This is a genomic window from Dolichospermum lemmermannii CS-548, assembly GCF_028330815.1.
Classification (GTDB): Bacteria; Cyanobacteriota; Cyanobacteriia; order Cyanobacteriales; family Nostocaceae; genus Dolichospermum; species Dolichospermum lemmermannii.
The window spans coordinates 16533-29297 of the sequence record NZ_JAQMTJ010000216.1; the positions used below are offsets into that span (position 1 = coordinate 16533).

The window sequence follows — 12765 nt, forward strand, 5'->3', positions numbered from 1 at the left end:
GTTAAAAAAAACAATCCAGGGGCGGACAAACCGCCCCCATTAAAATCAGGTAACACCAAAAACAATCACCAAGCCCAAAACAGCCCCAAAAACGATCAAGGCATAGAATTGAACCCGACCGCTTTCCAAGTATTTCAAACCTTCACCACTGACAAGAGTAAAGAAACCCGTGAGATTAACAGCGCCGTCAACAACGCGGAAATCAACTTCCATAACTTGTCTAGCAACACGACGTAAACCGAGGACAAAGACACGATGATAAATGTCATCAAAGTACCACTTGTTCAAAGATAGATCGTATAGCGGTTGAATGTTTTTAGCGATCGCACTAGGATCAATTTTGCGGGCTAAATACATCAACACAGCCAAAGTAATCCCAATCACAGAAACAGCCACAGAACTACCAGCCATAATGTAAAACTCATGGGGGTCAAATTCCGCAGCCTTTTCCATCACTTCCGCCAAAGTTTCGGTAGGAGGAAAGATAAACTGCTCAAAATAATTGGCGTAGGGAGTCCCCACCAAACCAATCAACATCGAAGGAATAGCCAAAACCACCAACGGTAAACTCATCGTCCAAGGAGACTCATGAGGCTCATGGCTGTGGGAGTCATGGGAGTGACTGGCCAATTCACCCTTTTTCATCGCCCCAGGACCAAAATTAGGCACTAGTTCTAATGTCCCTGACTTTTCAGCCAAAGCAGCAGCCGCATTTTTGAGTTTTACCTTGATTTTCTCGTCATTACCCCGGAATTTACCTTCAAATGTTGAGAAATACATTCTAAACATATAAAAAGCTGTAATCCCCGCTGTCACCCAACCAATAAACCACAGGAAGGGGTTAGCAGCAAAAGCCGCGCCTAAAATTTCATCTTTTGACCAGAAACCAGCAAAGGGAGGAATCCCCGCAATGGCCAAGCAACCAATCAAAAAGGTGAAACTTGTCACGGGCATATATTTCCGCAGTCCGCCCATTAAACGCATATCCTGCGCTAATACAGGGTCATGACCAACAACTGCTTCCATGCCATGAATTACCGAACCAGAACCCAAGAATAGCATCGCTTTAAAATAAGCGTGGGTCATGAGGTGGAATAAGCCGGCACTGTAAGCACCCACACCCATAGCCATGATCATGTAACCAAGTTGGGAAATGGTGGAATAAGCCAAACCCTTCTTGATGTCGTTTTGGGTAATGGCGATAGTTGCCCCCAAAAACGCTGTAAATGCCCCAGTATAAGCAATTACGTTCATTGCGGCTGGGACATTTTCAAATACTGGGTACATCCGGGCAATTAGGAATACACCCGCCGCTACCATTGTTGCCGCATGAATTAGGGCAGAAATGGGGGTAGGACCTTCCATTGCATCTGGTAGCCAGACATGGAGGGGGAATTGGGCAGATTTAGCCACAGGTCCCAGGAAGACTAAAATCGCCAACACAATGGCGAGGAAATTGCTAATAGAGCCGGTTTCTACTAGGTTGGATAGGCGATCGCCCATCACCATAAAATCAAAGCTGCCTGTCGCCCAGAACAGCCCCAAAATGCCCAATAGTAACCCGAAGTCACCGACCCGATTTGTGACAAATGCCTTTTGACAAGCATCTGCTGCGGCTTTGCGGTCATACCAAAAGCCCACTAGGAGGTAGGAACACATCCCCACCAATTCCCAGAAAATGTAAACTTGTACTAGGTTGGGACTGACCACCAAACCTAACATGGAAGAGCCAAACAAGCTGAGATAGGCATAAAACCGCACATAACCCGGATCATGCGCCATGTAGCCATCTGTGTAAATCATCACCAAAACGGCTACTGTGGTGACAATCACCAGCATTAGAGATGTCAGGTGGTCAATAGTGTAGCCCATCGTCAGGTGAAAATTCCCGGCTGATGCCCATTCCACAGTCCAAAGATAAGACGCATGGCCTTGAAATTGACTCCACAGCAAAGCCAACGACAGTGCCATAGAAGCTCCCATGAGGGAGATAATAACTACAGCATTTAACTGTCGCAGGCGGTTTGTCACCTGATTTATCGAGATTAGCCCTAGACCGACCAGCATTGCTCCCAAGAGAGGTAATACTGGAATCAGCCAGGCATACTGATAGATTACTTCCATCACTAACGCCTACTTTTAGAATTCTGTACAAATAAATGAGAAGATGCCCAAAAAATGAAAATTCAATTGGGGATTGCTGATTGAAAAGAAATAAGCTACTTCTGATAGCCCAATACTTTCAAGTTAGCTTGAATTTTCCCACTTCAAACTTGAGTTAACTGAATAATCAGAACTGCTAATAATTGTGACACACACCCTTGAGGATAAAATACCCCACCTGATACCCTTTAGGTGGGGTGTTAAGCATGGTTTTATATTTGGTCAGTTGTTAGTAGGGGCGAAGCATTTGGAAGATAAATTATCGGTCATTGCCAAAAATAGTTCTCCAAATGCTTCGCCCGTACAGCGAAGCATTTGGAAGATAAATTATCGGTCATTGCCAAAAATAGTTCTCCAAATGCTTCGCCCGTACAGTTGTCGTTGTCAGTTGTTAGTTGTCAGTTGTGATTGGAATAATTCTTTCCCCCTGCTCCCTGCCCCCTGACTCCTGCTATATCTATTTTCTCGTGACTTGTATAGGTGAATTTAATTGCTTCTAAGGCTTGACGTAAATCATCTTTACCGGGAAAACCTTCTAAACGTTGTTTGACTATACCTTTTTCAATTAATAGTAAAGTCGGTAGTGATTTCAGTCTATAGGTATTAGACAACTTAAAATTTTGGTCAGCGTTGACTCCCACCAATTTAAGTTCATCACCACATTCAGCCTGGAATTGTAATAATAGCGGGTGAATGATGCGACATAGTCCACACCAGGGCGCTTCAAAATTAACCAAAACAGGAACTGAAGATTCTAAAACTTCTTGAGTAAATGTCCGTTCATTAACCGACAACACTATGATGCCTCTCGTGATTATAAGGTTTTTATCTCAAAATTAGCTGTCAGCAGCAGCAAATTGGTAAGTTATCCCATTTTGGGGTTTAAATTTTAAATTGAGGATTTTCATGTTTTCCTGCTGACAAAAAAGCCACCGTGATTGTCGCGCTGGCTGTTCTCCATTTCCAATCCTGATTGCTATTGCTTGTGAAAAATTTTACAATGCTGAGAGCGCGGCTGGGTGCAGTCTATACATTGATATTTATTTACCGTTTCGACTAAGGTAGATGGTGACTTTTTGTCTACCATAAAACCCACTTCAGCCTGGCGGATAAATTCTTTCCCCAATCCCAGTTTTCAACAGTTTAATGATATATGTTTGAGTCTATCATACATTGTTTTGGTAGCAAGTGATCAGCACAAAGTTCTATTAAATTTATATGTTTTGTTGATCTTGGGGATCAGAGTAAACTACCACATTATCCTACTTGTTGCCACTAATAACAAGGGGTGCGACCACCATAATAGACCAGTAAAAATGGCAACTCCTAAATAAGCAGGGCGGAGAAATTCTTCCCAGTTCCAAGATTGACGGCCATCAATAATCGCTTGAAAGGGGATAATCGAAGTCCGTTGTTTGACCATCTCAAAAGCTTCTCCATAGCGTTGACTTAAACGGCGATCGCCATGCCATACTCCAAATAGGTGATGTATTACTAAACCGATTGAGGTAACAAGAGTGAAACTAGTTCCTAACCACAGGGTATGGGCTACACACCAAATAACCTGTCCTACCATTTGGGGATGACGGGTAATACGGATAATCCCTGTTTCATAAAGATGAACTTGGGGCTTTTGAATAGCCGCAATTTCTAGTAGATTGAAGGTAGCAGGATATAAAAATAAAAAGGATATAGCTGATAGTACCCAAACTAATGCTCCCACTCCTGGTATACCTTGTACCTGCCAAAGTTGCCAGCCATCGTAACGGTGATTAAAAAAGTAAACAATTAAGATCACAGCCAAAGGCAGGCTAATTAATGCAAAGATAATGCGATAAAGCCTCGGTCCAAGGTATTTTTCTGCCCAAGGACGCACAGCAGCCCCCCCGCTATGGGCGATCGCAAAAACTAATTGTAACCCTAGTATGACAAAATGACTGGAGGTAAACCAAGGATTGGACATCATATATACAACTCAATTCAAAATTCAAATTCAAAGAAGCTACTATTGGTAAACATCTTGACTGGTGTAAGCTATCAGTAGTCAGCCAAGAACAGGAGTAAAGAAGACGAATTATTCATTTTCTTGAAGTTACACCCAGGCAATTAGTTTTAATTACCTGTATTTCCGTCTTAAAATCTGATAGCTGAAGGCTGACGGCTGAATGCTTGATTATACACAGGAAGATTTTTGTCAAGATGTTGTGGTAAGTATTTTAGTTAGTTGTTCAAATCTTAACAATGCCATAAATCATGCTTAGTCACCAAACTATTCATTTTGATTTATTTTTAAAGTTGCTCATGAATCCCAGTTTGACAGGTTTTGCCTTATGTCTGACCTTCCTTTTACTTTAGATCAGTTACGAATTCTCAAAGCCATTGCCCAAGAAGGGAGTTTTAAGCGGGCTGCTGATAGCCTTTACGTCTCCCAACCTGCTGTGAGTTTGCAAGTTCAAAACCTGGAACGACAACTGGATGTTCCCCTATTTGACAGAGGAGGCCGTCGCGCTCAATTGACTGAAGCGGGACATCTACTTCTGAGCTATGGGGACAAAATCCTCAGTTTGTGTCAGGAAACCTGCCGCGCTATTGAGGATTTACAAAATCTCCAAGGAGGTACATTGATTGTTGGTGCTTCCCAAACCACTGGCACTTATCTGTTACCAAAAATGATCGGCTTATTTCGCCAAAAATATCCAGATGTAGCTGTACAATTGCACGTCCATTCTACCCGTCGCACGGCTTGGAGTGTATCTAATGGCCAGGTTGATCTAGCAATTATTGGTGGGGAAATTCCCACTGAATTAGCGGAATCTTTAGAAACTGTTCCCTATGCTGAAGATGAATTGGCACTCATTTTACCCACATCCCATCCCTTTGCTAAATTAGAAACAATTCAAAAAGAAGACCTATATAAACTACAATTCATTGCTCTTGACTCCCAATCAACTATCCGCAAAGTCATTGATCAGGTTTTAGCCCGTTGTGATATTGACACCAGACGGTTTAAGTTTGAAATGGAACTAAATTCCATAGAAGCTATTAAAAACGCTGTCCAATCTGGCTTAGGTGCTGCCTTTGTTTCTACTTCAGCGATCGCTAAGGAGTTACAAATGGGTGTTCTCCATCGTGCCCCTATCGAAGGAGTAGTGGTGAAGCGGACACTCTGGCTAATATGTAACCCCAATCGCTATAGATCCAAAGCCGCAGAAGCTTTTAGTCAGGAAATTTTACCTCAGTTTGCTAACCCAGCCTGGACACAGGAGGTGTTAAAATTATCACAAATCAATCAAGTGATAAATAGTACATTGGATATAGCAACATCTAACGGTTCTGATGCCAATTAAAAACCTTGTTACCAGTCAAAAGTCATTAGTTAACGACAAATTTCTAATGACCAATGACTCATTTGAATAACAAACAATATGGAAGTCTGCTGCACTCGTCCCCACTGTCAACATCCTAAAAATCACTTTCCTGATTTAGATGATATTAAAACACTAAAAACAGTACCGCAAAAATTTTGTACTAACTGCGGTATGCCGCTGATTTTACGTGACCACTATTTGCCAATTAAACTTTTGGCTAGGGGGGGATTTGGTGCTGCTTTTTTGGCAATTGATCGGGATACTCCCACAATAAAAAAATGTGTAGTTAAGCAATTTCAACCTAGCAGCAATTTAACAGAAGAAGCTTTGAAAAAAGCAAAAATTCTCTTTGAACAAGAAGCAAAAATTTTAGAGGAAATAGGTAATGAACACAAGCAAATACCTAACTTATTTGCTGAGTATACTGTCACAGTTCAAAGTCTACAATCAGGACAACAAGACAAATTTTTTTATTTAGTTCAAGAGTATATTGATGGACAAACTCTAGAAGAAGAATTAGTTCAAGAAGGTAAATTTTCGGAAATAGGGGTTAAACAAATACTCACAGAAATTCTGCCAATTCTCACTTTCATCCATGACAGAGGCATTATTCACAGAGATATTAAACCCTCTAATATTATGCGTCGTCATGATGGTAGGCTCTTTTTATTGGATTTCGGTGCAGTGAAGCAAGTAACTAATACCCCGGCTAATTCCTCTAGTTCTACGGGAATTTATTCTATGGGATTTGCACCACCGGAACAAATGGCAGGAAATCAAGTATTTCCATCTACAGATTTATATGCTTTAGCTGTTACTGTGATTACCTTACTAACAGGTCAAGAAGCAAGCAAACTATTTGATGCTTATACTAATCAATGGCAATGGCACTCTCAAATCAGCATTAACCCCCGACTAGCTGATATTTTAGATAAAATGTTGCTACCTGCTGCCAATCAACGCTTTCAGTCATCCCAGGAAGTGCTAGAAGCCCTTTTTCCTGCCCCATCTGCACAGACGGTATTACCACCAACACAGCCACCTAATTTACAACCACCACAACCAATAAAATCAGTTCAATCGGCTTTTGCTACATGGGAATTATTAGCTGGGGCTGCTTTTAGCGGATTTGAAGGGGCATTAATAGCGATCGCTTTTTTCGGTTTAGTGAAAAACCCGATCATTACTTTAACTGTTGCTGTTGTAATTTTGAATGGTCTAATTTTTGCTCAAACTAAACGCTGGTTAGAAAAATTTGACTTGCTAATTATTCCCGCAGTCAGTTTGGCAATTATATTTTTTATTCCGTTTTTACGAAGTAATATTGCCATTGAACAAGTAATTATGTTAGCAGCGATAGCTGCATTAATCTCTATAACAGTAACAACATTATTTCGACTTATTTATAAATTAATGTCTTCAATTCTTTAGAAAAAAAAGCACTAAGGAAACCACCCATGTCTCAAAAAAAAGAAACTCTGTCACTGCTCTTATCTCTTGTTCTTACCTCTGGATTAAGCTTTGCTGCTTTCTGGTTTTTAATGGAACATTGGGGGCGAATTAACAATAATTCTAGTACCACTAACTCTGCTAATCAGAATCTCACTCAGAACCCCAGTAACAACATTATTAACCCTAATCCGCCACCAGTCAGCAATTGTAAAATCCCCAATTTCCCACAAGGTATATTTAGTTATGGTGGTAGTACAACATGGGCTCCTATCCGTCGGGATGTAGATTCAGTCCTCAAAAATAGTTGTCCTCAGTTTGATTTACGTTATACCCAACCCATTAACGAAAAACCAGGTTCAGGAACTGGGATTAAAATGTTGATAGCAAATCAACTAGCTTTTTCTCAATCTTCTCGTCCCGTTAAACCAGAAGAAAACGAAACTGCCAAAACCAAAGGATTTAGCTTAAAAGAAATTACTGTAGCCATTGATGGAATTGCGATCGCTGTTAATCATAACCTAAATATTCCAGGATTAACAGTTTCTCAACTTAAAGATATTTACACTGGCAAAATTACTAACTGGCAACAAGTAGGTGGTACAAATTTACCCATTATTCCCCTATCTCGCAGCAAAGAAGCCGGTGGCACAGTAGATTTTTTTGTCGAAAACGTTCTCAATAAAGATAAATTTGGCAACAATATTAATTACATTGGTACAACCACAGAAGCTATCCGCAAAGTAGCTATTGCTCCTGGTGCTATCTATTATGGTTCTGCTCCAGAGATTGTCCCTCAATGTACAATCAAATCCCTACCAATAGGACGGACAAGTGAGCAATTAATAGCACCTTACCAACAACCAAAAATAACTCAATCTGAATGTGCCAACAAGCCTAACCAGTTGAATTCTCAAGACTTTCGCAATGGCAACTACCCAATCACCCGCAATTTATTTGTGATCATAAAACAAAATGGTCAATCAGATCAACAAGCCGGGGAAGTGTATGCAAATTGGTTAGTTACATCTCAAGGTCAAGAACTGATTGAAAAAGCTGGATTTGTCAGAATCAAATAAAAGGAGTCAGGAGGAAGAAAGAAAAAAGAATTATCTATAACCTGGAAAAGTGCCTGAGTTTTCATGATACCAAAAGCCAAGATCAATAATTGGAACCAGGTGGGTGGCCCCAATTTGCCGATCTAGCGTTATGAGTGCCTTCATGATAAATGCGGCACTAGAGAACATTTTATCCAAGACATCTTCATTTCATACCCGATTACCCAAAATCTGTTTGTGGTGGTCAAACAGATTCTTGACACTCTCAGGGCTAAAGCCCCTGAGTTTCCGACTTACCGCGAGATATTATGAGGAGCAGGCTCACAGAACTAATTACCCAATTTGGACTAGTTAGAATCCGCTGATACCTGCCATTGGTGTGTCCGAGAGTGGCAAGCTCTCAGTCAACATCTATCAATTTGCTGCTCATTAAAGATTTGAACTAGATCCTAGCTGACTCTATTGATAGATTCAGCGGGTAGGCAAATCAAATTATCTCCTTGGGTCAGGATTAAGCCCCGTTGACGTAATTTACCCATTAAACGAGTGACAGTCACACGGGTTGAACCAATGGCGCTGCCTATTTGGGCATGGGTGAGGGGGAAGGGCAAGGAATAACCACGAATGACATCAGGATCAGTTTCGCTCATTGAAGGCTCTCCATATTCCTCAATCAGTAGGGTGAGAAATCCTAAGAGTCTGTCAATTGTGCGACGTTGTCCTAAAGCACTCAACCATAGCAACTTGCGCTGGTGCTGATATCTAAAAGCATCCATAACTTCACGGCGGAAGTGAGGCCAGTTGTCTAGGTCATGCCAGTACATCCACAGCACTGCTGTTTGGTCAACGTGGGCGTAGGACTGGAGTGTAAATGGAGACTGAGCAACAATTTCAAAAGGTTGACCTGCTCCCACAAAACCCAAGAAAGCTTCTTCTGGAGTTCTGTTAATCCGTCTAGATGTTAACTGACTAGCAGTAGCACTGACTTGGGCAGTTCCTACCATGCGAATAGCACCTCTTTGGACTAAATAGAGCAAACCAGGTCTAGCTGGAATCCGCTCATCTTTACTGAAGGTGCGGCAGCGGTAGTGTTCTTGGGCCCAGTCAAGGATTCGCTGCCAAGTTAAGAAAGGACGTGAAGCTTCGGAAAAGGAGGATTGAGATTGCATAGGTAACAAAGAGTGTTTGGCTGAGAACAAAGACGTGATAAGAAAAGTGCAAGGAGTGTCTTTGTGTTAACGGGGGTAGGCATAACGCCTAACAGCGTCAGCCCTCCAATGGGATAGAAAGCTAAATTGCTCTCTATTTTTTCTTATACTTCCTACTGTACAACAAGGGTAGTAAAGATTACCCATTTTTTATACATTATTCATCAAATTTTATCCTACTCTCATTTTTCCTTACATAGACTAAACTTCTGTCTGAAGATAGATGGAACAGGATAAAATGATGCACACCATAAATTTTTTACAAAGAAATACGTGTGTTATAGACTACTTTTAGATCAAAATAAAGCAATTAAGCATTTAATAACTGGATATTTAGTGTCTTTCTTCAGTATTTTTACCAATAGTGGGGAAATTACAAGCATAAAAGGGAAAAAAGTTCCTCTCTATCAGGGAGGATATAATCAGAAAATTTTATATATCTCTGGTATGGCTATGAGCATATCAAAATCTCAGAATTCACCAGCGATGGAAATTGCTCAGGCGATTGTTGAGCATTTATCCCGAAATAGTGCTAGTTTATTTAACGTTAAAGTAGTTCCCCCCGGTTGGATTCATATAGAACTCGTTGACTCTACCTTAGCGGCTTGGTTACACTGTCTCACTGTCAGCGGAAATGAGGAATGCTCACTAGAACAAAGTGAACAGGCAAAAAGTAAAATTTCTGTTCCCAATCGCCAATTAACCAACTCATTAACAATTTTTAAAATTCAATACGCTCATTCACGATGCTGTTCTTTGTTGTGTGCAGCAGAAAAGGAAGGATTAATTGAACTTAATAGGACAAATATTAAAGGTTTTGTATCTGTAAACGCTATATCTTGGCTCAATTGTGATCAAAAACTTCGCCTTAATCACGCTGATGAGAGTTTTCTGATTTACCAATTAGTCAAAGTGGTAGATGATTTGGTTTGTGCTGATAGCGGTAGTTCCATTAACTGGTCAAAAGCAGGTGAGAATTTAAGTCAAGCTTTTGAGCGGTTTTGGTGTAATTGTCGGATTTGGGGGGAAGTGAAAATTCATGATCCAGAATTAGCTCAAGCAAGATTAGGATTGCTGATAGCGACTCAATTGGTTTTAAGGTCTGTGTTAGAAGACAAATTGGGCATTGTCGCACCTGTAGAACTTTAATAGCTAAAATTCAAAAATTCAGATCCCCGACTTCTCAAAGAAGTCGGGGATCTATCTTTCTATCTTGTCGGAATTTTACAAAAACTTTGAGAAATTCTCTTGACAAAATAAATATCTCCGACTACAATCGCAGGTGTGTGAGGAGCGAAATTAGTAGGAAAGACACCGAGACGAAACACGGCCAGTCGTCGGTGTCTTTTCTTATTTTTGGATTTTTAATTAAGTAAGAATTTTTCCATTGCTATGGCTGCACCATCTAACTCTACACTAGGTGCTACCCAATCAGCGATCGCTTGCACTTGGTCTGGTGCGTCACCCATAGCGACACTAATGCCAGCATAACTGAGCATTTCTACATCATTGAAATTATCACCGATAGTCATGACATGATGACTTTCTAAACCTAGCATTTCTTCAGCTAGATAACGGACAGCATTGCCTTTATTAACATGAGTGTTAGCTGCTTCTAGGAAGGTGGCTACAGATGTTGTCATATATAATTCTGTGGGTTTATATCTATGGCGTAAATTAGTCAAAAGTTGTTGAATTAGACTCGCATCATCACACAAAGCTAAAATTTTAGTGGGTTCATGATCTAATAATTGACGTAAATCACCAACGGGAATAGCATTCACACCACAGCGTTGTTGATAGCTTTCCGTTTCTTTGGTAATTTCTCGCACATAAAGCTGGTCGTTGATGTAAAAATGAACTGAGAGGAGCGATCGCAAATCTGGCTGTTCAAAGTATTCTAGGAGTTGCAGGGCAATTTCTCTAGATACAGATAAATGACGGTGAATTTCCTGAGTATTTGGATCTTGAATCCAAGCTCCCTGATAAGCTACTAAAGGCAGCGTAGAGCCAATTTCTTGATGAAACCGCAAAGCTGAACAATACATCCTTCCTGTGGCTATAGCTACCTTAATTCCCTTGGCTTGTACAGCAGCAATCACTTCCTTGACAGGATGACTGAGAGTATTGGATTGTCCCGCAATTGTCCCATCTATATCTAAAACCAACAGTTTAATATCTTTTTCGTCTTGACTCTGATTTAAAGGCATTGTATCCATAAACTCCCCAGTTTTTAGTATTGTTTAAAATTATACGGGTATAAATAGCTCATTTAACCCAACACCATCCCAAATTTGCCCTAGAGATAAGCCATTTCATTGATAAACGCAAGTAACTGATTCGCATTACCGCAGAATCAGGATTTATTCCCTCAAGAATGTAATTTGTTAACTAAGGGACTTCCAATTACAATATAACTAAAACTTATAGAAACCCAATAATAGTTTTAATATTCATAACTTATGATAATTCAGCTTTAGATTTTCTTAAGAATTAATTGAGAATAATTTTTATTTAGCAACGAGCTTGCAATACTTTTGAGAGTTTGCTACAATTATCGAGAATTTCATAATTGGGTTATTGTTGTCAATTTTCTAATTGACTGACAAGGCTATTTTCAAAAGCCTTTATTTATGGTTATTGCAGAAATAAATCCCGAAAAATAATACAAAACTTTACAAATTAACAGCAAGTTCCGAGACGAATTTTTAGACAGCAATTATCCAAAGAATTATATAGAACAAATATACTATTGACATACAGAATATTTTATGATGAGCGAGAGTAATTTTCGGTTGGATATAAAACCTTTAACAGTTTTGCGTAATTCCCCACCCTCAATGTACTCATAGGGTGGGGATGTAAGCAAGTCAAAAACGAAACGTTCAAAAAATGTTTTTTACTGCAAGTAAAAGAATTTTGAGGACAGTTGAGTTTTTGACAAAATATTAGGTATTTATAATGTTAGTATAGCATAAGTTAAGAAAGTGAATGGGAGGTAATCATCAATGGCGTTACGTAGAGCGACTTTCCGACTATATCCTAATAAACAAGTCAGTGAAATGTTGCACTACCACCGCCAACTTCATAAAGATTTGTATAATGCTGCTGTATCTAACCGCATTACTTCATACAAAAAGTTTGGTAAATCTGTTTCTTACTTTGAACAACAGAATTGTTTACCGGATTTCAAAGAAGTCTGGATAGAATATAAAGTAATTAATTCCCAAGCATTGCAAGCCACATTAAAACGGGTTGATTTTGCTTTCCAAAGGTTTTTCAAGGGACTAGGGAAGTACCCTAGATTCAAGCCAATCCGTCATTATTCAGGTTGGACTTATCCATCTTTTACAGGCTGGAAAGTACACAGTACAGGTGATAACGGCTATTTAGAATTATCAAAGATTGGTCAAATTAAAATGCGGGGTAAAGCTAGACTTTGGGGGCATCCTAAAGCTTTGGATATCGTTAACCGCAATGGTCAATGGTATGCTTCCATCGTCTTAGAAATTGATGATA

11 protein-coding genes are annotated in these 12765 nt (G+C 39.9%); 6 read left to right on the forward strand and 5 right to left on the reverse strand.

The genetic code is table 11. From position 1 onward, the window contains the following. Positions 1–45: 45 nt before the first annotated feature. On the reverse strand, positions 46–2124 hold the full coding sequence (locus PN450_RS14335; protein WP_271836727.1) for an NAD(P)H-quinone oxidoreductase subunit 5: 2079 nt from the start codon (positions 2122–2124) through the stop codon (positions 46–48). A gap of 265 nt (positions 2125–2389) precedes the next feature. Between PN450_RS14335 and PN450_RS14340 the strand changes: the two genes are divergently transcribed. Further along, complete coding sequence (locus PN450_RS14340) at positions 2390–2608, forward strand: hypothetical protein (protein ID WP_271836728.1); 219 nt, start codon at positions 2390–2392, stop codon at positions 2606–2608. Here PN450_RS14340 and PN450_RS14345 read toward each other — a convergent pair. Together PN450_RS14345 and PN450_RS14350 are read right to left on the reverse strand one after the other, a co-directional pair. Continuing rightward, complete coding sequence (locus PN450_RS14345; protein ID WP_148764424.1) at positions 2562–2963, reverse strand: thioredoxin family protein; 402 nt, start codon at positions 2961–2963, stop codon at positions 2562–2564. The genes PN450_RS14340 and PN450_RS14345 overlap by 47 nt on opposite strands. 449 nt (positions 2964–3412) lie before the next feature. Continuing rightward, positions 3413–4129, reverse strand: a complete 717-nt coding sequence (locus PN450_RS14350) for an NnrU family protein (RefSeq protein WP_015081038.1) — start codon at positions 4127–4129, stop codon at positions 3413–3415. 364 nt (positions 4130–4493) lie between these two features. Between PN450_RS14350 and PN450_RS14355 the strand changes: the two genes are divergently transcribed. From PN450_RS14355 to PN450_RS14365, 3 genes are all read left to right on the forward strand, one after another. Beyond that, positions 4494–5510, forward strand: coding sequence for a LysR family transcriptional regulator (locus PN450_RS14355; RefSeq protein ID WP_015081037.1), 1017 nt, complete (start codon positions 4494–4496; stop codon positions 5508–5510). 78 nt (positions 5511–5588) lie between these two features. Further along, positions 5589–6962, forward strand: a complete 1374-nt coding sequence (locus PN450_RS14360; protein ID WP_271836729.1) for a serine/threonine-protein kinase — start codon at positions 5589–5591, stop codon at positions 6960–6962. Positions 6963–6988: 26 nt separating this feature from the next. Continuing rightward, positions 6989–8059 carry a PstS family phosphate ABC transporter substrate-binding protein gene (locus PN450_RS14365; protein ID WP_271836730.1) on the forward strand — a complete coding sequence of 357 codons (1071 nt, stop codon included), beginning with the start codon at positions 6989–6991 and terminating at the stop codon, positions 8057–8059. A 428-nt stretch (positions 8060–8487) separates the two neighbouring features. Here the strand turns inward: PN450_RS14365 and PN450_RS14370 are convergent, their stop codons facing one another. Continuing rightward, positions 8488–9207: a Crp/Fnr family transcriptional regulator gene (locus tag PN450_RS14370; protein WP_015081034.1), complete on the reverse strand. Its 720-nt coding sequence runs from the start codon at positions 9205–9207 to the stop codon at positions 8488–8490. Between the two features lie 375 nt (positions 9208–9582). Between PN450_RS14370 and PN450_RS14375 the strand changes: the two genes are divergently transcribed. Then, on the forward strand, positions 9583–10395 hold the full coding sequence (locus tag PN450_RS14375) for a DALR anticodon-binding domain-containing protein (protein WP_334311493.1): 813 nt from the start codon (positions 9583–9585) through the stop codon (positions 10393–10395). A 215-nt stretch (positions 10396–10610) separates the two neighbouring features. On the opposite strand, the gene PN450_RS14380 is transcribed toward PN450_RS14375, so the two are convergent. Beyond that, positions 10611–11465, reverse strand: coding sequence for a Cof-type HAD-IIB family hydrolase (locus tag PN450_RS14380; protein ID WP_271836732.1), 855 nt, complete (start codon positions 11463–11465; stop codon positions 10611–10613). A 789-nt stretch (positions 11466–12254) separates the two neighbouring features. On the opposite strand from PN450_RS14380, the gene PN450_RS14385 reads away from it, so the two are divergent. Beyond that, on the forward strand, positions 12255–12765 hold a 511-nt coding region (locus PN450_RS14385), incomplete at its 3' end, for an RNA-guided endonuclease InsQ/TnpB family protein (RefSeq protein WP_271836733.1).

What these genes read in the sequence shown, in the direction of transcription:
- PN450_RS14335 (WP_271836727.1), bottom strand. Translation starts at nt 2,124, where the DNA reads ATGGAAGTAATCTATCAGTATGCCTGGCTGATTCCAGTATTACCTCTC.
- PN450_RS14350 (WP_015081038.1), bottom strand. Translation starts at nt 4,129, where the DNA reads ATGATGTCCAATCCTTGGTTTACCTCCAGTCATTTTGTCATACTAGGG.
- PN450_RS14355 (WP_015081037.1), top strand. Translation starts at nt 4,494, where the DNA reads ATGTCTGACCTTCCTTTTACTTTAGATCAGTTACGAATTCTCAAAGCC.
- PN450_RS14360 (WP_271836729.1), top strand. Translation starts at nt 5,589, where the DNA reads ATGGAAGTCTGCTGCACTCGTCCCCACTGTCAACATCCTAAAAATCAC.
- PN450_RS14365 (WP_271836730.1), top strand. Translation starts at nt 6,989, where the DNA reads ATGTCTCAAAAAAAAGAAACTCTGTCACTGCTCTTATCTCTTGTTCTT.
- PN450_RS14370 (WP_015081034.1), bottom strand. Translation starts at nt 9,207, where the DNA reads ATGCAATCTCAATCCTCCTTTTCCGAAGCTTCACGTCCTTTCTTAACT.
- PN450_RS14380 (WP_271836732.1), bottom strand. Translation starts at nt 11,465, where the DNA reads ATGGATACAATGCCTTTAAATCAGAGTCAAGACGAAAAAGATATTAAA.